General features: G+C 37.8%; 21 protein-coding genes, 1 pseudogene and 2 riboswitches. Of the genes and pseudogenes, 7 read left to right on the forward strand and 15 right to left on the reverse strand.

The features are described 5' to 3' along the window. Window positions 1-56 precede the first annotated feature (56 nt). Both B5V89_RS18990 and B5V89_RS18995 read left to right on the forward strand, forming a co-directional pair. Window positions 57-1,241, forward strand: coding sequence for an MFS transporter (locus tag B5V89_RS18990; RefSeq protein WP_108073536.1), 1,185 nt, complete (start codon window positions 57-59; stop codon window positions 1,239-1,241). Between the two features lie 388 nt (window positions 1,242-1,629). Beyond that, window positions 1,630-3,627, forward strand: coding sequence for a M6 family metalloprotease domain-containing protein (locus B5V89_RS18995; RefSeq protein WP_244913546.1), 1,998 nt, complete (start codon window positions 1,630-1,632; stop codon window positions 3,625-3,627). Between the two features lie 65 nt (window positions 3,628-3,692). Here the strand turns inward: B5V89_RS18995 and B5V89_RS19000 are convergent, their stop codons facing one another. Beyond that, a complete protein-coding gene (locus tag B5V89_RS19000; RefSeq protein WP_108073538.1) occupies window positions 3,693-4,451 on the reverse strand; it encodes a GNAT family N-acetyltransferase in 759 nt (252 codons plus the stop codon). Between the two features lie 160 nt (window positions 4,452-4,611). On the opposite strand from B5V89_RS19000, the gene B5V89_RS19005 reads away from it, so the two are divergent. Further along, window positions 4,612-4,869 (forward strand): autorepressor SdpR family transcription factor, encoded by a 258-nt coding sequence (locus tag B5V89_RS19005; protein ID WP_066231475.1) that lies wholly within the window; start codon window positions 4,612-4,614, stop codon window positions 4,867-4,869. Between the two features lie 14 nt (window positions 4,870-4,883). Beyond that, complete coding sequence (locus B5V89_RS19010; protein WP_108073540.1) at window positions 4,884-5,519, forward strand: SdpI family protein; 636 nt, start codon at window positions 4,884-4,886, stop codon at window positions 5,517-5,519. A gap of 219 nt (window positions 5,520-5,738) precedes the next feature. Here B5V89_RS19010 and B5V89_RS20805 read toward each other — a convergent pair whose 3' ends face one another. The 4 genes from B5V89_RS20805 to B5V89_RS19025 all read right to left on the reverse strand — a co-directional run bounded on the left by B5V89_RS20805 (window position 5,739) and on the right by B5V89_RS19025 (window position 8,811). Beyond that, the gene (locus tag B5V89_RS20805) at window positions 5,739-5,813 is read right to left on the reverse strand and encodes a putative holin-like toxin (RefSeq protein ID WP_373454625.1); all 75 of its coding nucleotides are present in this window, start codon (window positions 5,811-5,813) and stop codon (window positions 5,739-5,741) included. Window positions 5,814-5,986: 173 nt separating this feature from the next. Beyond that, a complete protein-coding gene (locus B5V89_RS19015) occupies window positions 5,987-7,141 on the reverse strand; it encodes a YcxB family protein (protein WP_108073541.1) in 1,155 nt (384 codons plus the stop codon). A 454-nt stretch (window positions 7,142-7,595) separates the two neighbouring features. Beyond that, entirely contained in the window at window positions 7,596-7,751 is a 156-nt protein-coding gene (locus B5V89_RS19020) for a DUF4021 domain-containing protein (protein WP_108073543.1), read from the reverse strand. 58 nt (window positions 7,752-7,809) lie between these two features. Further along, the gene (locus B5V89_RS19025; protein WP_108073545.1) at window positions 7,810-8,811 is read right to left on the reverse strand and encodes an LLM class flavin-dependent oxidoreductase; all 1,002 of its coding nucleotides are present in this window, start codon (window positions 8,809-8,811) and stop codon (window positions 7,810-7,812) included. Between the two features lie 151 nt (window positions 8,812-8,962). Between B5V89_RS19025 and B5V89_RS19030 the strand changes: the two genes are divergently transcribed. Then, window positions 8,963-9,379 carry a hypothetical protein gene (locus tag B5V89_RS19030; RefSeq protein ID WP_108073547.1) on the forward strand — a complete coding sequence of 139 codons (417 nt, stop codon included), beginning with the start codon at window positions 8,963-8,965 and terminating at the stop codon, window positions 9,377-9,379. A 219-nt stretch (window positions 9,380-9,598) separates the two neighbouring features. After that, window positions 9,599-9,793 carry an alpha/beta-type small acid-soluble spore protein gene (locus B5V89_RS19035; RefSeq protein ID WP_066231494.1) on the forward strand — a complete coding sequence of 65 codons (195 nt, stop codon included), beginning with the start codon at window positions 9,599-9,601 and terminating at the stop codon, window positions 9,791-9,793. 62 nt (window positions 9,794-9,855) lie between these two features. On the opposite strand, the gene B5V89_RS19040 is transcribed toward B5V89_RS19035, so the two are convergent. From B5V89_RS19040 to B5V89_RS19080, 9 genes are all read right to left on the reverse strand, one after another. Next, window positions 9,856-11,151 (reverse strand): NCS2 family permease, encoded by a 1,296-nt coding sequence (locus tag B5V89_RS19040; protein ID WP_108073548.1) that lies wholly within the window; start codon window positions 11,149-11,151, stop codon window positions 9,856-9,858. A 146-nt stretch (window positions 11,152-11,297) separates the two neighbouring features. Beyond that, a riboswitch (purine riboswitch) is annotated at window positions 11,298-11,399 on the reverse strand. A gap of 78 nt (window positions 11,400-11,477) precedes the next feature. After that, entirely contained in the window at window positions 11,478-12,038 is a 561-nt protein-coding gene (locus B5V89_RS19045) for a GNAT family N-acetyltransferase (RefSeq protein WP_107920093.1), read from the reverse strand. 30 nt (window positions 12,039-12,068) lie between these two features. Continuing rightward, entirely contained in the window at window positions 12,069-13,748 is a 1,680-nt protein-coding gene (locus tag B5V89_RS19050) for an alpha-keto acid decarboxylase family protein (RefSeq protein WP_108073550.1), read from the reverse strand. 434 nt (window positions 13,749-14,182) lie between these two features. Then, on the reverse strand, window positions 14,183-15,340 hold the full coding sequence (locus tag B5V89_RS19055; protein WP_108073552.1) for an acetyl-CoA C-acyltransferase: 1,158 nt from the start codon (window positions 15,338-15,340) through the stop codon (window positions 14,183-14,185). A gap of 61 nt (window positions 15,341-15,401) precedes the next feature. Next, window positions 15,402-16,727 (reverse strand): MFS transporter, encoded by a 1,326-nt coding sequence (locus B5V89_RS19060; RefSeq protein WP_108073553.1) that lies wholly within the window; start codon window positions 16,725-16,727, stop codon window positions 15,402-15,404. Window positions 16,728-16,800: 73 nt separating this feature from the next. Then, window positions 16,801-17,226 carry a Zn-ribbon domain-containing OB-fold protein gene (locus B5V89_RS19065; protein WP_108073555.1) on the reverse strand — a complete coding sequence of 142 codons (426 nt, stop codon included), beginning with the start codon at window positions 17,224-17,226 and terminating at the stop codon, window positions 16,801-16,803. Next, entirely contained in the window at window positions 17,223-18,389 is a 1,167-nt protein-coding gene (locus tag B5V89_RS19070; RefSeq protein WP_108073557.1) for a thiolase family protein, read from the reverse strand. The genes B5V89_RS19065 and B5V89_RS19070 overlap by 4 nt, the downstream gene beginning before the upstream one ends. Then, window positions 18,389-20,353 carry an acetoacetate--CoA ligase gene (locus B5V89_RS19075; RefSeq protein WP_108073558.1) on the reverse strand — a complete coding sequence of 655 codons (1,965 nt, stop codon included), beginning with the start codon at window positions 20,351-20,353 and terminating at the stop codon, window positions 18,389-18,391. The genes B5V89_RS19070 and B5V89_RS19075 overlap by 1 nt, the downstream gene beginning before the upstream one ends. Before the next feature lie 143 nt (window positions 20,354-20,496). Then, window positions 20,497-20,601: riboswitch (SAM riboswitch) on the reverse strand. 172 nt (window positions 20,602-20,773) lie between these two features. After that, window positions 20,774-21,247: a DinB family protein gene (locus B5V89_RS19080; RefSeq protein WP_108073560.1), complete on the reverse strand. Its 474-nt coding sequence runs from the start codon at window positions 21,245-21,247 to the stop codon at window positions 20,774-20,776. A gap of 68 nt (window positions 21,248-21,315) precedes the next feature. Here B5V89_RS19080 and B5V89_RS19085 point away from each other — a divergent pair, with 68 nt between their 5' ends. Continuing rightward, a complete protein-coding gene (locus B5V89_RS19085) occupies window positions 21,316-22,002 on the forward strand; it encodes an ArsR/SmtB family transcription factor (protein WP_108073562.1) in 687 nt (228 codons plus the stop codon). A 230-nt stretch (window positions 22,003-22,232) separates the two neighbouring features. Here the strand turns inward: B5V89_RS19085 and B5V89_RS19090 are convergent. Then, window positions 22,233-22,798, reverse strand: a pseudogene (locus tag B5V89_RS19090) (NADPH-dependent FMN reductase). Between the last annotated feature and the right edge of the window lie 41 nt (window positions 22,799-22,839).

Below are 22,839 nucleotides of genomic sequence, written 5' to 3' on the forward strand. Positions count from 1 at the left end.
GTTTTCGTAAAAAAATCCGCTAACTATCAATCTATGAGAAAGGATGCAAAACAACGATGAATTTTAAAGTTTTTATACTCGCATTATCGACGATCGCTGTAGGATTAGTTGAATTAATTGTCGGCGGGATATTACCTACGATCGCTGACGATTTTAACATTTCATTAAGTACTGCTGGACAGCTGATTACAGTATTTGCACTTATTTATGCTATTGCTGGGCCTGTTCTGCTTGTATTAACTAATAAAATTGAACGTAAGAAACTGTATCTTGTTTCCTTATTCGTTTTTTTTCTAGGTAATATCATGACCTATTTCAGTCCGAATTTTACCTTTATGATGGTTGCAAGGGTATTGACGGGAACGAGCACCGCCCTTATCGTCGTACTTTCCTTAACTATTGCAGCAAAGGTTGTCGATCCGGCTCACCGAGCGAAGGCTTTAGGTCTCATTTTCATGGGCATTAGTTCGTCACTAGTGTTAGGCGTACCGCTAGGAATTTTGATTTCTAATACATTTGGCTGGCGCATCATTTTTCTTGGAATCGCAGTGTTATCAATCGGCTCGATGGTGCTTATTTCACTATTTTTGGAGCGCATTCCCGGGGAAAAGACGATTCCACTTGTCCAACAATTAAAAGCTGTAGGCAGTGCGAAAATAGGTAGCGCTCATCTTGCGACCATGTTTATGCTTGCAGGTCACTATACGCTTTATGCCTATTTCACTCCATTTTTAGAAAAGAATCTTCATTTAAATTCCTATTGGATTAGTGTCTGCTATTTTGCATTTGGGATTGCAGCGGTATTTGGAGGAGCATTGGGTGGAACACTTTCGGATTGGATTGGTCCGAAAAAAAGTATCATAATCGTTATCAGTGCATTTGCGATTGTCCTCGGCTTGCTGCCATTCACGACTTTTTCTCTTGTCTTATTCATACCGATGATGATGATTTGGGGCGCATTAAGTTGGAGCTTGGCACCGCCGCAGCAAAGCTATTTGATTCAAACCGACCCTGTAACGTCTGAAATCCAGCAAAGCTTTAATAATTCAGCCTTGCAGGTAGGTATTTCACTCGGATCAGCAATTGGCGGAATCGTCTTAAACAAAACTGACTCCGTAACAAGTACGGCTTGGTTCGGGAGTGCCGTTGTCATTATTGCTTTGCTATGTGCCGTCTTTTCTTTGACTAGACCGGCGATAAAAAGAGAAAAAACAACAGCCACATCTTCTTTTCAAAGTTAAGGAACTGAAAAACGGCTATGTTTTAAAATAGTGTTGAAAATCAATCGATTTTCAACACTATTTTTTTGTTATACAAGTGAATAAAAACTTCTTTGAGCACTAGCTGGATCCAATTCCATTCAAACAACCATTCTGAGAAATTTCTTCTTTACTTGGACTTTTTTCTCCTTTGAAATTCATTTTACATAATAATCCATGTGCAATTAATATTAGAAAACCTAGTACATGTGGAGTATTTTCTGGGTTTAGTAATAGGTCCCTTCGCGTATAGATAAGCAAAATATTATAGGCACTCTTATTCATTTTTTAAATTTTTAGCATTTTGTCTATCAGATTATTTTGAATAGTTGTATGATTTAGTAGTACGAAATAGAAAACTAGTAAAGGGGTGGGTGTTCTGAAGTTTTTAAAAAGATTAATAGTTGGTGCCATTAGTGTTGGTTTTATTACCGTTTCTACCACAGCGTATGCGGCAAAGCCTGGGCTGGAGTCTTTTCCTGAACCTGTTGATCCACTGTCGTGGGTTCTCCCGCGAGATATGACATGGGATGATTATCGACCAGTTCCCGGGGTTGACTGGAAAACTGCAGATGTGAAGCCTGAACGAGTCATCAAGGGTGCATTAATCATTGTTGATTTTCCTGATCGAGAATTTATGTTGAGTCAGCCTGAAGGATCTGAAATAGCAGGAAATCCAGTTGGAATTGGAAATATTCCGCGTGATCAATTAGGGAAGTTCTGGGTGGACTTTTTAAGTAAGCCACAGCCACTAAACAATTATAGTACTGTTAATGATTATTGGAGAGAAAATTCATATGGTAAATGGAAAATAGAGCTAGATTCATTCGGTCCATACCGTATGGATTCGAATGAATTCCAATATGGACTAAAGGAATTTGGACAGAATGTAAATATGCCTGAAGGGTTCAGCGGAAAGAACTTGCGGACAGAAGCGGTGAATAAAGCTCAGGCTGACATGGATGCGTCGGGTGAAACATATGATTTCAAATTCATCGTTCATGCTGGGTATGATGAATCTGGTGTTTGGCAGGAATTTGGTGAAATGATGTTCTTAAATCCGGACGCGATTCCTGATTCATTCGGTCCGCAAATCAATGGCATGAAGAACTCAGCGGTAACCCGTTATGTTCCTTGGACTTCTTGGTATGCGGCTAAAGGAATTTGGTCAAGTGCTGGTGGAGGTACGTCCATTCAAGGGGAAAATGATGGCATGGGTACCTTTGCACATGAATTTGGTCACATTATGAGTCTCGGCGATAATTATAATAATCCATATGGAGTACCGGTTTCTCGTTCCTATTCTGGCCCTTGGGAACTCATGAGCCGCGGAAGCTTTAATGGACCAGGCGGACCGCACACACGTTGGATGGTTCCATCCGTTCTAGGTGCTTCAGCTCCTTCCCATCATATGTTGCGGAACAAGATTAAACAAGGATTCCTAGAAGATGATGAATACCTTCGTTTAGATCGAGATCAATTGGCTGAAACTGGTCCTGTATTCGCTGATATTCTTGCAAGAGAAGTACCTATCGGGAAAGAATTTGGTCGTACTGGATTACACGGAATCAATATCAGCATGGTCGATCACACGCCGAAAAATTCATTAGAAGATGATTGGCGTGCAGATATGCAGCGCGGGGAAAAATGGTATAACAATTATACCGTTGAAGTCGTTGATAGAGTTGGTTACGACTCCTTCGCTCCTGATTCAGGTGTCTTATTAGCGAAAACGAAAAATACCGAATCTGCCCCTAATATTTGGGTCGTCGATTCCCATAAAGAAGATATTAATCAAGAGGACTTCAAGAGACCAGATGGAACAACAGCTATGCTATCAAAAGGCGATTATCAACAGTTAGCAGATTCATTGTTTAAAGCTGGGACAGGTGATGGCGTAGTAAGCGAGTATGAGGACAAATACAACCGTCTACATTTCTATGTGTTAGGAAAAAAATACGACAAAAAAGGAGCCTTATCTTATCGTGTGGCCGTACGTCATATGGATGGATCCGGAAACTACAAACGCGGTGTATCGGTAAAATCAAGTTCCACTAAAACGATACCGGCAGTACCCGGTCGTGTAGCAGTCTATTACTTTAACGTAAAAAATACCGGTAAAGCTACAGATCTCATTCGACTGAATGTAAAAACACAAGCGAATTGGGAAACAATGCTAGAAAATAATGTCATTGAAGTAAAAGCTGGTGAAAGTGTGGATATTCCTGTATATGTTAAAATCCCGCTGGGTGGAAAAAATAATCAAAAACCTACACCAAACAAGCTCACACTTACAACTACATCTGAAACAGATTCTAGCAAACAAGCAAAAGTGGAGCGTTGGGTAGGTCCTGGCCAAGTTAAATAACAATGAGAAAAAGGAGGTGGATTTTCGTTAATCCCCTCCTTCTCTATGAAAATAGTAACCTTTGATTAAGAATCAAAAACTTTTATACACTCATATTTGAAACCAACGTATTGATAGTTTTGCTTTAGATACATTTCCCTCGGTGTATCATTTCCATCTGCAACAAGAATAACCGTTTTTTGAGAAAAGTGATCCATCACAAACTTTTGCAATTGTCCGCCAATCCCCTTTCTTTGCATCGATTCTAAAACAGACAGCTGATCGATTTCCGCAGTATCTTCAGAAATAATGATATCTACTGAACCAGCTGGAAGGCCTTTGTAATATGCAAGGAGCTGCATTATTTTTTCATCTTTAAAATTTCGTTGATGCAGTGCTACCTTTTGTTTTGCGAATTCATCCCCAAATTCTTCATCAAATGTATATTGCAACGTTAAAAACGCATCAAGGTTCTCGGAAGTGACTGGAGTTATGTTTATATCTGGGTCATCCTTCAAACGAGGAAATTGGTTCGGTTGAATCACATATAACTCATTATATCCATACAGAAAATCGTTATCGTTGAGATATTCAAGAAATTCCTCTGGCGGCTTTTGATTTTCCGGAAAAGTGAATTTTACATGAGATTGACCATGCCTTTTATGATAATCACGTAAATAGGTGAAAGCTGCCTTAAATTCATCAATGGAAGGCATTGTTTTAAACTCTATAAAATTACTATCATAGCGAACTAACATTTCCGGATAATGAAAATGTTTATATAATTCATTTTCAAAAACGATATTGCCAAGCGTATAAATGTGGTTAAACGTTATATTTTCCATTTATTTGTTCCTTTCAATCAGTAGTGAATGCAGTCCATTATATTTCGAGTACTCATAGTATAACAGAAATTAGGGTTGATTTATAAATTGTAGTTGACTTTATTTTGTTTTCATTTTAGTATTTAAGTAAATAACTAAATACTTAAAAGGAGATGTAATGTTGAACGAGGTTTTTAAAGCATTATCAGATCCAACCCGTCGCAAAATTTTAGACTTATTAAAGGAGGAAGATTTAACAGCCGGCGAAATTTCTGACCATTTTAATATGAGTAAACCAAGTATTTCGCAACATTTAAAATTACTTAAAAATGCCGGATTAGTTCAAGATGAAAAAAAAGGTCAGTACGTATTTTATTCATTAAATACGACAGTATTTCAAGATATTATAAATTGGGCTTTTAATTTTTATGGAAAATAATAGGAGTTGAGATTATGAAAAAGCATTTTTTCCCACTTCTTATCATTGTCCTATCCGTGATTGTTTGGTTGATTGCTTTTCCACACCTGCCATCGCAAATAGCCACACATTGGGATTTTAGCGGCAATGTTAATGGATATTCTACAAAATTAGGCGCAATGATGACCATGGTAGGCTTGTTGATATTTCTTTATATTATGTTTTTATTTTTGCCAAAAGTAGATCCTAAAAAAGAAAATTATCAGTTTTTTTCGAGAAGCTATGGAATTATTGTCAATTCATTATTGTTCATTCTTTTCATTTTAAACCTACTTATCATCTTATACAGTCTTGGTTATCCAATACCGATGTCAAGTTTGGGATCATTTATAGTAGGTGCAATTTTTATCATCTTAGGGAACTTTCTTCAAACAGTAAGGACAAATTTCTTCATTGGGATTCGAACTCCGTGGACGTTGTCTAATGATACGGTATGGAGAAAAACACATCGTTTTGGCGGAAAAATTATGTTTATCGCAGGAATCATTATGATGTTATCTACATTTATTCCTGCTGGTTGGAGAGAAGCTATCGTTATAATTAGTATTATTGTATCTGTCGTGCTTCCTATTTACTATTCCTATCGGGTGTTTAAACAAGAAAATCGGTAATCCCATGATGAGCGTGAACTAGAGGATTTATTTTTAACTCACCATCTTACTTGAAATCCATTGATTTTATCCATCAAAGTATATTATACTAATTATAGGAATATTATAAAAGGAACGCTGATGTATATACATCAGCGTTCGAATAGCTAATCCGCAGGAAGTGCGGTAGCTTATTCGGGAAAGGAGTAACCCTTCACCTACTCGCTAAAGCTGGGAGGGTTACTTTTCCTTTATAATGATGACAATCAAAGTGGCAAAACTGATCATTAAAACCAGCGCCTCAAAGATAGTCATTGGCAACACCTCCTGTCTCGTTGTGACATAATCACATAACAAGGAACAGTTTTAAGGTGCTACCGCCCTCCCCCGCTCATAGCTACTCCAATAATAACATATATAAGGATTCCAGAACATACATTCTGTAAATTTTTTTAGTTTTTACAAACAATCCAACTCCCATTGACCCATTATGGTTTAAATATATATCGCTTTGGTGTTATCATATTTTCCTTACCTGGTATGTATAAAGAGATGGTCGGTCCAATGATTTCTGTAGTCATGGATGAAGGAATGCTTATCTTTCCGTTTTCACCAATAAAATGAATCCCGGTTGTGTTGTACCCCCAGCTTCTTATTCCCTTATACATAACTGCAAGATTGTCTTCGTTCCATTGTTTTACTTCATCTTCTACCGGAATTGAGTTAAGCATGTTGATGACGATTGATAAATCGTTGTCTGGTTCATATTTGGTTGTTCCTTCCCCATTCCAATGCTGTTTGTGAACAGTTATTTTATTGCTTTTGGTTTTATCGTAATAGACTAAATATCCCGATTGTAATTTTTTGTTTTTGTCGTATCCGTAAATATACGTTTCAATGCTAGTGATGGTCCCATCTTTTGCAAATCTAATTTCTAAATCATTGGTCATTAAATACGGTTCTAGTTTTATTTTTGATTTTACGGAATCAATGATTCCAGTTAGCTTTGTTGAGTAAAAATTGTCATTTTTCAACTTAACTTTTGTATCTGTTTTCCATTCATTGATTTTCCATGCTAGTGCCCCGTTAAAATTAACGGCATTGTTACCTACAAAATACATTCCAGCAATTGTAACTAAAGCAAAGAGCGTCACTGTTGGTTTCCAAACTAACGGTTTCGTTTTTGTCCCTTTTATGGACTGTCTGAAGAGCTCAATTTCGACGGCATCTTTTGAAACCGGAATGAATGTATTTTCTTGAAAAAATAAGAAAAACCACTTTTTATTCTCTTTTATCTTTATTAATTTTTCTAGTGGGAGAACAATTTTGCTTCCGGTTTGTTTTGTTATCGTTAATTGATTATCATTCATTTCGATTTGACTGCCCATTTCAAATAATTCTTTTTTCATACGCCGTTTATAAACGATAAATTTATAGATTAGTAGGGTTAGAATTAGAAAAATAATTATCAAAAATAATGGAATTGTCGTTTTTAACTGCCCTATTTTTGTTATCGTATACGTGACTCGCCACAATATTACATACAGAACAAGGATTGTTAAGCTAGTTTTACTCCCGAACAATTCATTTCGCAAAACCATTCTTCTGTATATTTTTTTAGTCAGTTTATTTTCAATGATCATCATCTCACACCTTTGTTGATTTGCATTGCAACTTACTACTTCTTCAAATAATTTGCTATTCCTCTTTAAAACACAATTTCCGTAAAGTAAAGCGGTCGCTTTTGTTAAAATTCATTCCCTTTTAAATAAGCATCCTAAGTCGGTAACCAGAAAAGTATAATAGGCGGAAATTTTCCGATTAAATGCTGAATGGTGGTCGTTTCGGGCATATATAGGCGGAGGTTTTCCGACTATGCAAAGCAAAATCTCCAATTTTCGCATTTTTCGAGTCAATAGACGGAATTTGTCCGACTATTTAAGCCCTTTTTAATAAAATTCACTAATTAAGCGGAATTTTTACGCCTATTTGGAAGTTGCTACACACGTTCCTTGTTTGCTACTTTTTATAAAGGATTGAAACCAATATAAAATAAAAGCCCCCTCCCATTCACAAGGAGCAAGGCTTTAAGGCTTTCTATTCTGTATAATTTTGTTGACTCTCTTCTTCACTTTCAAGCATACCATACAAGCCATTCATTGCTTGTTCTTCGATACTACTGTCGACAGTGCTACTAGCCGTTTCACTTTGATTAACATTTTCTACGTTGTTATCTACGTTTTGCTTTTTCATTAATTTCACCTCGATTTTAGAATTCCTTTATTGACGTGAAATATGCGCAAATAACAATTTATCTACCTTCAACTACCTCTTTAAATATTTCATACGATCTTTTTTGTTTTTCAGGGTCATAAATATAAGAAACGGCCATGATTTCATCAACATTATATTTATCCTGGAAATCTGTTATTTGTTTTGTAACTGTATCTTTACTTCCCATAAACGTCATGTTTGACATCGATTCAATCATTTCTCTTTCCATCGGATTCCAAAGCTTATCCATATTATCAACCGGTGGCTGCATCGGAATTTTAGTGCCTCTAACGACATTTAAGAAAAATTGCTGCATCGATGTAGATAATAATGCTGCTTCTTCATCTGTTTCAGCCGCAATTACGTTTAAACAAACCATCATATACGGCTTATCCAAGTACTCTGAAGGCTGGAATCGTTTCCGATAAATTGAAATCGCTGCTTCCATTTGTTTCGGTGCAAAATGGGATGCAAACACATAAGGTAAACCCATGCTTGCCGCTAAATGAGCAGAATCTGTGGAAGAGCCTAAAATATATAGTGGGATATTTGTATCTACCCCAGGATACGCCCTTACATAACTTTGTTGATCTTCCGGACCGAAATAAGTAAGTATTTCCTTAATATCTTCTGGGAAAGTATAGACCGTATCGTTTTTTGACCTTCTTAAAGCGCTTGCGGTTAACATATCTGTTCCCGGTGCACGTCCCAGACCAAGGTCCAGACGGTTGGGATAGATTGTTTCCATCGTACCAAATTGTTCAGCAACAACTAATGGAGAATGATTCGGAAGCATCACTCCCCCAGATCCAACACGAATACTTTCTGTATGTTCAAGTGTATGTTTGATTAAAATCGAAGTTGCAGAGCTAACTAATGTCGGGCTGTTGTGGTGTTCTGCAATCCAATATCGTTTGTATCCCAATTTTTCTACAGCTTGGGCAAGATCCACCATAGAATCAATTGCCTGTTTCGTCGTCTGTCCATCTCTTATTGGTGCAAGATTTAATACAGAAACGGGTATATTTATAGTAGTCATGATTTATATTTCCTTTCATTGTCAAGAGTATTATTATAGTAACAATTTGATGGCAAAAAACAAACTTATATGCTTATATAAAATCATCACAGAACACTTGTTCCTTATTAGTGTTATGTTATAATTGCATTAAGATTAGGAGGTGTGACTAGTGGATCAAGAATTAAAAGATATTTTAGAAAGACTTGAAACAAGCGTTGGAAAACTAGAAAATGGACAGGCTCAAACGAATACAAAATTGGATCGTATCGACAAAAGATTCGACGCAGTTGATCAGAAGTTTGTTGAAGTCGATAAACGATTTGATGCCATTGACCAGAAATTTGTTGAAGTTGATAAACGGCTTGATACTGTCGACAGTAGATTAGAAAACCTAGAAACCGGACAAATTGAACTAAAAGATATGCTCAAGCAAAGCACAACCCTTTTAATAGAAAATTTTACGAGCATTAGGCAGGACCTAAGACAAAGAGATACTGAAATGAATGCGGATATTAATTTACTTTTTAGAAAAACTGAAAAAAATGAGCGAGATATTGAAAAAATAAAAAGCAAACTTAAAATTTAAGCTTTCTAAATATAAATTAAACTGTATCTTAAGTCTTTATTCAAAATAAAGACTTCTTATTTTTCGTTATTCCAAAAACGGACTCCCTCACCCTTATACTTCTCTCAATTAACATCCTTAAATTTAGAAATATTTTACACGATAAACATAATTGAATAGGAAATAATAGAAACGAGCAAATAAATTTTTTGCTCAAAACTTCGTCGGGAGTGATGTATCATGGCTAGAAACAAACTTTTGGTTCCTGGTGCGGATAATGTTCTGGATCAAATGAAACAAGAAATCGCCAATGAGTTTGGAGTTCAACTTGGTGCTGATACGACCGCACGTGCTAACGGTTCAGTAGGTGGCGAAATGACAAAACGTTTGATCGCATACGCTGAACAATCATTACAAAATCAACAGGGCCAATAACAGGAATGGTTGATTTCGCAAAAAATGGGTGTCCAACCGGACACCCATTAATTGAAAACCTTTTAAACGATAAATACAAAATAAGCTAAAAATGCAAGACTTAAAATATATATTAACGGATGAACGGCTTTCCATTTACCTAACGCAATCATTGTTACTGGATATAAAATAAAACCAAGCGCAATTCCCGTCGCAACACTAGATGTGAGAGGCATCATAATAATCGTTACAAATGCAGGAAAAACTATTTCGATTCGATTCCAATTGATCTGTTTTATTTCGGAGGCCATTAAGGCTCCAACAATAATTAAAGCCGGTGCGGTAACTTCCGAAGTTACGATTGACAATAATGGTGAAAAGAATAAGGCAATGAAGAAACCACAGGATATAATGACAGACGTGAATCCTGTACGCCCCCCTGCTGCAATACCCGCACTAGATTCAACCATCGATGCGGTTGTAGATGTTCCTAGTACTGAACCAACAACAATTGAAGTAGAATCAGCAAGAAGAGCTCTCCCGATATTTGGAATTTTATTATCTTTTATGAGTCCCGCTTGACTGGCAATTGCAATTAACGCGCCAGCCGTATCGAAAAAAGCAACAAATAAAAAGGTAAAAATAACCGCTAATACATCCGGAGAAAAAATTTGATCTAAATGCTTAAACACGACCCCAAAAGTTGGAGTTAAACTTGGAATTTTTCCGACAATATGTGTTGGTTTATCAATCACATGACATACAATCCCTATAATAGTGGTAATAACCATTCCATAAAATATAGCTCCCCCAATACGTCTCACCATCATTATTACAGTAATGACTAGTCCAATAATAGCTAAGATTGTTGTTGTTTTCGATAAATCTCCTAATGACACGACTGTATCTTTATTTGAAATAATAAAGCCTGCATTTTTTAAACCGACAAACGCGACAAAGAAGCCAAGTCCGCCTGAGATTGCGTATTTCAAATCCTCGGGAATAATATTAATGATCATTTCGCGAATTTTAAATAAGCTTAATAAAATAAAAAGAATACCCGCAATAAATACACCTGTTAACGTGGTTTGCCACGGAATGCCCATGCCGATACATACTGAAAAGGTAAAAAAGGAGTTTAACCCCATACTCGGCGCAATACCAATTGGGAAATTCGCTAATAGTCCGATTAATAATGAACCGATAATAGCCGAAATGGCTGTCGCCGTAAAAACAGCTCCTTTATCCATACCGGATTGACTTAATATGATTGGATTGACTACTAATATATAAGCCATCGACAGAAACGTAGTAATCCCCGCCATCGTTTCTTGCTTATAGGACGTTTGACGCTGTGCAAACTGAAAAAAATGTTTCACAATATTTATCCTCCAATTCCAAAAAACCAAACATTTGCATCTACCTATTAGAGTGGCTTCAAATGAAATAAATATAAAAAAACTTCCACTAAAAGTGGAAGCTGCCATTAAATTCAAGAAGAAATTGATTACTAACGATTCATTGTAGTAGAACAACAACTTCTTGTAGTCAAGCTATTTACGGCAGCTTGGTAGAAACGATTAGGCCCTATTCCTAACCATATACAAGACATGTTGTTAATTATACTCAAAGTCAAATGGATTTCAATAGAACTGAAAAAAGCGTAATTAATCTAATTATTCTTCCTTTTTATATTTAAAGTTTTTTAATTAACTTTAAATATTATCGATATATCCTTCATATTCCTTCTCCATATCATATGATCACTACCCTCGCCCCAATAATCCTTCAATAAATAATTGGGTTCTCCAAATTTTTTCTTCCATATTTTCTGTGCATTTTTATAACCGCTATCCAAACAAAATTCTTCAACCCCCTTATGATGCAAAGTAAAAAAGATACTATTTAAAAGAATATTTCCTATTCCTTTTCTTTGATAATCAGGATGCACAAATACGGTGCCTATCTCAAATATATTTTTATAAGCGCCCTCTGTACAACGATTAATTAGCTCATTCGAAGGGCCGTATGCAATCGATCCAACGATTCTATTTCTTTCTAACGCAATTAAAAAATAATGATTCTTCCCATTACTTTCAAGGTCACCTTTTAAAATGGTATTCTTTTCTTCTATTTCATGTTCAATCTCCTCAACTAACTCCGATAACCCTTCCCTAGCAAATGTATCCTTAATAACTAAACGAAAAAATTCATTCAACTCTTCAATATCCTCTAGCCTCGGCCGTCGTATCTCAACCTTATACAATATAATCCCCCCATGAGAAAGTTGCCATCCCTACCGTTTTAAATACTCCCTCATTTTAACCATATATTCCGGTGCGTCAAGTGGATTATTAATAATCATTTCAATGATACAAAGCTTATTTGCCCCTTCGGCTTGTTTAATTGCATCATCGAGCTCTTTATTCGTTTTTACGACCGCTGTGAATGCACTTTCACCAAATGCTTCCGGAAGCTTCGTATATTCCCAATTAGGTATTTGATTATATAACTGATTTTCCGTTTTGACATTTAAATACTTCTCGATCGTGTACCCACAATTATTCAAAACAAAAATAATTGGCTTACAGTCGTTGGCAAGCATCGAACTGATTTCTTGCGCAGTTAACTGCAATGATCCGTCCCCCGTAAATAACAATACTCTCCGCTCCGGTGCTGCAATACATGCACCAAAAGTGGACGGTGTTGCATATCCAATGGATTGCCAGCCACCTTGTGTAATATATGTCACACCGCGTGGCAGTCTTATTTGTGATAAACCGTAAAAAAAGCTCCCGGTTTCACCGATAACAATGTCATTTACTTTTAACATTTGCTGAATACGTGGATAATAGCTTTGAGCAGACAACAGTCCTTCCGGATTTTGCTTTTCCTCAGTATAAGGTAAAGGGAATTTTGGAATCGGTTCTTCTTGTTTAAATCCTAAGCTTTTTAACGCTTTTATCATATCTTGAGCTAGCACATTCGGATACTCAGCTTGTCCAATCTTCACTTTATCTGGTTGAATGTCAACCAATTTCAGTGGATCAAGCATCGCTGAAAATTTTGCAGTATTTGAATCTGCCCAAACAAGTCCAATAGAAATAACGCATTGTGCAGATTCTACGAAACTGCGCACAGCATCACTGCCAAATTGTCCGGCATACATCCCAATGAAATTTGGATGACTTTCATCAAAACCTCCCTTGCCGAACATCATACTCGCTACCGGTAAGTTCATCGCCTCAGCAAGTGCAAGTGCATCTTGTTGAAGATGAAATCGCATCATTTTCACATCAACAAGGAAGACGGATTGCTCGCTGCTTTCTAACAATTGTTTAGCATGAGCAAGTGCCGCTTGCAATGTTTTTGGATTGGTCACAGGGGATTTTGGCAGCATGGGCTTACGCATCACTATTGGCTTCATTACTAAATCATCAGCAATTACCAAATATACCGGCTTCTTCTTTTCTTTTGCTATATGAATCGCTGTTGGAATTTCCAGCATTGCATTTTCGGGGGTAACTTTAGCAGTATACGCTGTAATGGGTTCATATACTTTACGAAACGTATCAAAATTTCCATCCATTAATGTATGGTGCATTAATTTATGCTCCTGTTGATCCATCGATGGTGGAGCCCCCACAATATGAATAACAGGTACATGTTCACTATTGGAACCAGCAATCGCATTACAAGCACTCAATTCGCCTACGCCAAAAGTAGTTATCAGCGCTGCTATTCCCTTAACCCTCGCATAACCATCAGCTGCATATCCTGAATTAAGTTCATTACGACCGTTCACAAAATTGATTCCCTCATATTTCTCCAAATGATCAAGCAATGAAAAATTAAAGTCTCCAGGAACACCGAATATTTCAGTAATCCCTTCATTTTTCAAACAATCAAACAAATATTCACCTAGCACTACCTGTACTTCATTTCCTACTACTGAACTCTCACGATTGTTAGACATTATACATCCTCTCCTCATACAACTAGTAGCGGTAAACTCCTTACAAAATTCCTCTTATTAACATACACACCTCGATCTTTTGGTTAATTTACCCAACTTATTGCCAAATTATAAATACTTAAATTATTAATTTTAATCCTGGATCTTTCTACCAAAAATTGTTGTTCGTTTTATTAAAATGAGATATTTAATCTTATAACCCCAAAAAATATGAATAAACTTTTACATTCGACAATTTCATGTTCGATTCCAATAAAAAAGTAAAAACGATCCTTTTATGAAGAATCGTTTCTGATAAAGAATAGAAAGAAAAAACCCCTATTTAATATTAACTAAATAATCCGCCGAATAGTCACTTATTGGGTAATAGGTTTATTTGAATATATGGGTCTTCTTTCTTTACAATATATAAGTTTTCATAAGGTGGCATCCACTTACTCCACTTCTATCAAAACTGCTGCTCCTTGACCTCCACCACCGCATAAGGAGGCAATACCTTTTCCTCCTCCACGACGTTTAAGTTCAAAGGCAAGAGTTAATAATGTCCTAAACCCACTAGCACCTAAAGGATGACCTAGGGCAATCGCACCACCATTCACATTAACTATATCACTTGGTAACCCTAATTTGCGTTGAGAAGCGATCACAACGCTCGCAAAAGCTTCGTTAATTTCAAACAGATCAATATCTGATAATCTTAATTTTGTACGCTCCAGCAACGACTTGATTGCATTTGCGGGTTGCAAATGTAGTGTAGGATCCGGTCCGGCTACGAAAGCCCAATCGATGATCGTGGCAAGTGGTGCTTTGCCAATTTTTTCACAAGTATCTACATTTGAAATTAGACCGGCACTAGCACCATCTGACATTTGACTGGCATTTCCAGCAGTAATCGTTCCACTTTCTTCAAATGCAGGTCTTAGCATTTGTAATTTTTGAAGGGTGGTTTGAGGGCGTATACATTCATCTTCAGTGATAAGTTGATCAGAAATGGGAACCCCCACAATCTCTTCCTTAAATATCCCGGAGACCTGAGCTCTGGCTGCCCTTAGTTGTGATTGTTTTGCATATTCGTCCTGCTCTTGGCGATTAATATTAAATTGGCGATTCGCCTTTTCAGATATTCCGCCCATCGATTCATTGGAGAGTGCACACCATAATCCATCGTCTAGCGAATCTTTAAATTCTACTGATCCCATTTTGACATCTTTACGTAGGGTAGAAAAATGCGGTGCATTCGTCATCGATTCAAAACCACCAACAACGAATAGATCCCCTTCGCTCCTTTTTATTCGACGAGCAGCATCAGCTACAGCTGCTAAACTAGCAAGGCAAACATTGTTTAATGTGATGGCTGGTGTATTAATATCCATCCCAGCATTAAACACAACTTGACGTGCCGGATTTTGGCCCTGTCCGGCTTGAATAACGTGACCAAAAATAGCACCGTCGGCTTGTGCTGCTATAGGATAACGACGAATCAACTCAGAAACTGTATTAACACCTAGTTCAATCGCTGATTTAGAGTGGAACACTCCTTTAAACCTACCAATCGGTGTACGAACACCATCTATCAAAACAGCCTTTTTCAATTGAATCACCCTTATATTTGAAATTTTATCACTAAAAATTCATGTCAATGAATTTAATAAGTCATGTCAATGAGTTCCGATACGTTTCGCGTGCATATAAAGTAGCAATAATACTAAGCACCCCAAGTGCAATTAGATAGATTGCAATCGGCCAGTACTGACCATCGAATTTTGCTAGCAAAGCAGTAGCAATAATCGGTGAAAATCCTCCCGCGAGAATCGCTCCAATTTGATAACCGATTGATGCACCACTCAACCGTGTCTTTGTAGAAAAGAGTTCGGAATAATACACAGCCTGCGGTCCGTAAACAGCATCATGTAAAACATTCAAGCCTAGGATAATTCCAATTGTTATCAAAAAAACGGAGCCCGAATTCATAAACCAGAAAAAAGGAAAAACAAATAATGTTGAAGCAACCGTTCCAAATAAATATACTGGCTTTCGTCCGATCTTATCGGATAAGTAAGACCATAGTGGCATCGTAACAAATCCAATAGCTGAAGAGATCATCACGGCATTGAGTCCAACCGAGCGATCAATTCCATGTGTACTTACAAGATAAGTCAGAATAAATACGGAGTAAACGTAAAACACAGCATTTTGTACTAATTTCATTCCAATCGTTAAAAACAATGGTTTCTTCTGATTACGCAGAACAGTTATAACAGGTCGTTTCTCTTGTTGCTTTTTTTCTGCAACGTCTAGGAATACTGGCGATTCACTCACCTTTAAACGAATATAGAGGCCAATCATAACAAGCACGATGCTTAATAAAAATGGAATTCTCCAGCCCCAATTGAGGAAGGTTTCATTTGACATGTTTGTTGATACGAATGAAAATACACCCGTGGATAGAAGGAGCCCTGCAGGAACTCCCATTTGTGGAAAGCTTCCGAAAAGTCCCCGTTTCCCCTTCGGTGCATGTTCCACAGCCATTACTACAGCTGATCCCCATTCGCCACCGATGGCAAATCCCTGTATAACACGTAAGAGACTAATTAATAGTGGTGCAAGTACTCCAACTGAATGGTACGATGGGAGTAATCCCATGAAGAATGTAGATATTCCCATAAGCAAAAGAGAAATCGTTAGTACTTTCTTTCGTCCTAGCTTATCTCCATAATGCCCGAATACCATACTTCCAAGCGGTCGAGCGATGAATCCTGCCGCATAAGAGCCAAATGCAGCTAATGTCCCATATAGTGGATCAAAATTAGGAAAAAATAATGCTGGAAAAACAAGTGCAGCCGCCGTTCCATATAGATAGAAATCATACCATTCTATCGTCGTTCCTATAAAACTAGCGAGAGCAACTTTTCGATGCTCCTTGGAAAAGTCCTTTTCCTTTTCTATTATTTCCTTTTCAATCAATAGACTTTGAGCCAAAACAAACCCCTCCTCTATTTACATTTAACTATTTTAAAAAACTTGTTGAACTTACATAAAGGTAAAAGTTAATTTAGTTATCTGACAACCTAGTGAAAAAAGGCATCCAGACTTGATTACATTTTGTAAAACTTACTTGTAATGGTAAACCTATTTGTAAATCTTGATCTGAGTCGAGCAACAGATGGGTCATCATCGTTGGTCCTTCTTCTAACTTAACCACTCCAAGCATATAAGGAGTCACATCTTGCCAAGCAGGATGTCCTGGCCTATGTACAACACCCCATGTTTTCAACCGCGCTTTCCCGGAAGCCTTTTTCCACTCTAATTGATTGCCCCAGCAATATGGACATAACGTTCGTGGGTAAAAAATCCATTGATCGCAATCTGTACATTTTTGTAAATAAAATTCATGTCTCGCTATTGCATCCCAGAATGGTTTTGAAACAGTGGTTATCGTAGGACCGGGAACGACGAGATGTTCATACTTCTCACTCATGACTCCACCCCCAGTACCAAAGCTGTAGCTTCACTTAACGTCGCACCATTTCCGGTAACGAGTGCGAGCTCTGCATTTCGAATTTGTCGAGAAGTTGCTTCGTGCCTTAGCTGACGCACAGCTTCGATTATATGGGACATACCTCCAGCAAGATCTGCTTGCCCAACCCCAAGTTGACCTCCATGAGTATTGAGTGGCCAATCCCCATCGTGTCCAAATGAATGGTCTTTCATCCAATCACCAAACTTTCCAAGTGCGCACAAACCAGCATTTTCAATCGTGACACCTACTACGCTCGTGTAGCAATCATATAAAGAAAGTAAATCGATATCTTGTACACTTACTTTCGCTTGACCAAGTGCAGCTGAAATGGCATATGATAATGGTGCCGATTCTAAAGCCGGAGCATGACTGACAGCCCGGTGAGTGATTTTTTCCCCTGCGCCAAGTAAAAAAACCGGTGGATGGTCTCCACTAGGTAGATTATCTTTAGAAGTGATAACGAATGCTGCACCACCACCAACCGGCATTACAATTTCAAATAAATGCATCGGATCGATAATCAGTGGTGAATTTAAAACTTCCTCGACGGAAAGTGGTTTCCCATAGAAAATTGCATTCGGATTGAGTTGAGCATTTTTTCTTGCCCAATGTGCAATAAGAGCAAATTGTTCCTGAGTTGATCCATATTCCTCCATGTGTTGCCGTTTCAATAAGGCATATGAAGTATTGGCACCCGATGCTCCGAATGGTACATCGAATTCCCGAATGGGGTTTCGATTAGGTGAACGTGGATTTCCATTTCTTTCATTCGTATTCGCCAGTACACATACAACTGTTTCACACATCCCAGCTTCAATGGCTGCTGCAGCTCGCCACAACATTCCTGCAGCGGTTGCTCCTCCAAGATCGACCACATTTGAAACTTTCGGTTCAAGACCAAGATACTCCGCTACTGTTGCAGGTACATGTTGTGGAGTTTCACCCACTTGTGGACCGACTAAAAGACCATCAATCCCCTCTTTATCTAGCCCAGCATCTTGGACCGCTAATCGAACCGACTCTGCAATTAATCCTAAAGTCGTTGCTCCATCTGTATAACGAACCGGAGTAAGTTCCGCAATACCGATGATGGCGCAATTTGGAACACGTCGCTTGATCATCATACGAAGCTCCTTTCTAATAAGGAAATATACTCTAGAAGACTATTTGGATTATGAAGGGATCCCTTGTTTTTCACCTGCTGTCCTAACACCGTTGAACGTGCAGCGCCTTCCACTTTCTTACCGTTAATTGTATAAGGAACCTCATTTACACTGTAAATACGACGAGGTACATGCCGTGGAGAAGCTTTTTTACGAACATTGTTACGAATAACATCAGCTAAATCACTATCTAATTCTCTATCCTTCAAAACCACGCACAATACTATTTCTTCATCTCCCGCATTTGGTAAACCAAACACCAATGAATCTTCTATTTCCGGAATTTGCTCCAGAACACGGTAAATTTCAGCAGTACCTATACGTACACCGCCAGGATTAAGAGTTGTATCGGCGCGCCCGTAAATAATGATTGATTGTTCATTAGTTTGTTCTGCTAAATCTCCGTGCGTCCAAATTCCAGGACGTTTAGTAAAATAGGATGAATAATACCGTTCGTCACCGTCCTCTCCCCAAAACGTAAGTGGCATGCTTGGAAACGGCTTCGTGCACACTAAGTCACCTTTTTGATGAAGAACCGATACATCCTTTTCATCGAACACATCGACTGCCATACCCAGTGCTTTACAAGTAATCTCCCCTCGGCGTACAGGATGTACCGGAGATCCCATTACGAAACAGCCAATAATTTCGGTTCCACCGGAAATCGATGCTAGTAAAATGTCTTTTTTAATATAATCATAGACCCAATCATATTGTTCGGCTGAAAGTGGTGCACCGCAAGAAATAACACTACGAAGCTGCGACAAATTATGCTCCTGACCAACCGAATAACCGGCTTTTTGCAAAGTTTCCAAATACTTTGGACTCGTACCAAAATGTGTGACGCCAACTTTTTCAGCAATCTCCCATAGAACTCCAATATTGTCCTTAGGTAATGGTGATCCGTCATAAAGGAGAATTACGGCACCGCTCGCAAGTCCCGAAATTAACCAGGGATACATCATCCATGCGGTATTTGTATACCAAAACAAAATATCGCCATGCTTTATATCACAATGCAACTGATGTTCTTTCACGTGTTGAATTAAAGTACCGCCAACCGAGTGGACAATCGCTTTTGGAAGCCCTGTCGTTCCCGACGTATAGAGTATGTATAAAGGGTGATTAAAAGGAACTCTCGTATATTCTGGAATGAACGGGCCGCTTTTACACAGTTCATTCCAATTTAATACATGCTTTGACTGGTTCTTTAATAAATCATCGCCTTCAGTTAACGTTACTATGGCTGACACCTCGTCAAGGACCTCGGAAATCGCACGGATATTATCACGGATATCAAAATGTTTACCGTTATATTGATACTCCAAAACTGTAATCAATACCTTTGGTTGAACTTGGCCAAGCCGATCAATAATACCTTGAGAGCCAAAATCTGGGGAACACGAAGTCCATACCGCTCCTAATGAGGCAGTTGCCAATAAAGCTACTAATGATTCGATTCCGTTTGTCACAATTCCAGCAACACGATCTCCACTTCTTACACCTAAATTCCGTAAACCTTCTTGCGCTTTCGCCACCTTGCTACGTAATTCTCGTAGTGAAAAATGTGAAGTAGTACCATCCTCTCCAGCAACAATTACAGCTATTTCTTCTTCCTCTCCCATCAAAACATTTTCTGCAAAATTCAATTGGGCCCCCGGGAACCATTGGGCTCCTAATATTCCATCAACGGTGGGTGGAATGAATACCTTCTTCCCCTTTTCTCCGATGATTTTTGCAAAGTCCCAAACGCCAGACCAGAACTCTTCCGGATGAGCTATTGACCAACGATGTAGGCGCTCATAGGGAAAGAGAGGAAATCCAACCTGCTCTGAAAATCCTTTCAAGTTAGACTGTGAAATCCAATTTTCGTTTGGCTGCCATAAAATGTTAGGATCTAATACATTGTTTTGTTTTTTCATCATTTATCCCTCCACTAAACTAATCAAATATAACTTATAATATTGGTTTACTTGGATTAACGAATGAAGACGACTATTGTCCTTCTCTTCATCCAAAATATTTAAATAAAAAACCCCTCATCACAATAAGAAGAGGGGTCCTCATCTTATCTTTCAGATACATACGTATCTGCAGGAATTAGCACCGTTCCATATAGGGGGTTGCTGGACGTCATTGGGCCTGGTCCCTCAGTCGCTCTTGATAAGAATATATTTAATTGGTTTAAATTTCTTAATAAATTGAATTTTATAATCAATCAATCTGATTGTCAATTATTTTTTTACTCTTAGGCTGTGTGAAAACACTTACATTCATGTGGCTGTTAGAAATATTTTTATTATTCATGATCGTGATACTGGTTAAAGTCCTGTATCCCAGTTCTAATCCCATATTAACGGTCTTTCCAAACCGATCATACGTAAATATTGTAAAAATTGTCCGGCATGAACTCCATCATGATAGGCAATTCGCAGAAGCATGTCCCCTAAGTATCGCTGATAGCCTACATCACTGCGATCGATAAGTCTATTTTTTAATTCATCGGTTGAAAGAGATTGAACATATGAAATGAAATTGTCAAAGTAGGGTTTCGATAGTTCAATTTCTTTTTCTATTGATATAATCGGTTCCTCATCAAATGAAGCTGGTGCCTCCTCTTTAATTGAACCATTTTTCTCTAACATTAAATGATAATAATAGCTAGATGTCCAAACGTGACGGATCATTTCTCCAAAAGACATTGCATCTTTATCCGGTTGCCATTCAATCCAGCTATCAGGCAATGACCTCCATAATTTAATGGAACGACGACGTGTTTCTTGCAAATTTAAAATACTTAACTCAATCGAATTCATTCAAATTCCTCCCGTAAATTCTTTACTAGATTATTGTAGTATAAAAACATTTAGGGTATCATCGAAATATGAATGTATATCCGAATATTTCATATATTGCAAAACTCATAGCCGAACCAACGCGTGCCATCATTTTAGATCGTTTAATGGATGGGAGAGCACTGCCAGCCAGTGAACTAGCTTATATGGCGAAAGTATCCCATTCAACAATTAGCTCCCACCTTGCAAAGCTTGTTGAAGGAAATCTACTAGTAATGGAGCAGCACGGAAGACATCGTTACTACCGGCTAGCCAATGAGGAAGTCGCCGAGGTCATTGAAAAATTAGGAACGATCGCACCGCAAGCTGAAATTCGCACATTACGACAATCAAGTCAAATGAAACAAGTCCGTCATGGTCGAACTTGCTACGACCATTTAGCTGGAGAACTTGGTGTAAAAGTGACTCAATCTTTGCTTGATAAAAAAATCATCATTTTAGACAAGGAGGCATTTGTTGTTACTGAACAAGGGAAAAACTGGTTTCTTCAATTAAGAATTAATATTGAAGAGGCTACGATTAAAAGGAGGATTTTTGCTAAACCATGCCTTGATTGGAGTGAAAGACGCTATCATATGTCAGGCTGGTTAGGTGCCGCGATTGCTACTCATTTTTTTACACAAAAATGGATCATAAAAGCTGAGTCGATCCGTGCGGTTCACCTTACACCAAAGGGAAAACAAGCATTGCAACAGTATTTTGGAATTGAAATGTAGGTTACAGCAATTGCATTAAAATGCATACAAATGCTGGAAAAGAACGATCGATTTCTTTAAAGAAAGTTATCATAATACTAGAATATAATTAGAAAGATTGACCATTCATTGATCAATCTTTCCAATTCCTGTATATAAAGATTTATCAATTTTTTCGCTAAATACCCCGAATTACAATATACGATTAAAGTAAGTAAGCTCCCGGGTCTAAGTTACATTTAGACAACTTATCAAAAATCATATTGAGCATCTCTATCTTCTTGCACATTTTTATAAGTTTCTGTTAATAAAACCGTATCCTCAACTAAACGTTCAAGGCGAAAGAGTATATCATCATTGACAATTTTTTCCGGTGAAAATCCTTTTCCTCGATGAAGACATAAGTTTGGACAATCTGAGCTTTCATATACGCTAAGATTGGCTTTAATTGTAGTTCTACCATTAAATAATGCTTTGCTGATCCGGCTGTCACGACTGCACTCACTACTTTGTCACGAAAAGCGTTAACTGGAAGTAAGTCAAAAATGTTTTTTAGTGTTGCTGGAATCGATGCTTGAAATGTTGGTGTCCCAATAATAATTGCATCCGCAGCCATAATGGTTTCTGTCACATATTTTGTATCACCTTCGTATTCAAAGTAATTGCGACCATCGCTAAATTCCAATGTATAGTCGGCTAAATCTAGCAGGGTAACTTCATGCTGCGGATATTTTCGCGAAAAAATTTCCACTGTTTTGAGCATAGCTGTTTTTGTTTTTGAACCTACGATCGAACCTGAAAGTGCGACGATTTTCATGTTTTTCTCTCCTCGTATAATAACGTTTTGTCAAAACTTTT

The organism is Heyndrickxia sporothermodurans, assembly GCF_003055045.1.
GTDB classification, from domain to species: domain Bacteria; phylum Bacillota; class Bacilli; order Bacillales; family Bacillaceae_C; genus Heyndrickxia; species Heyndrickxia sporothermodurans.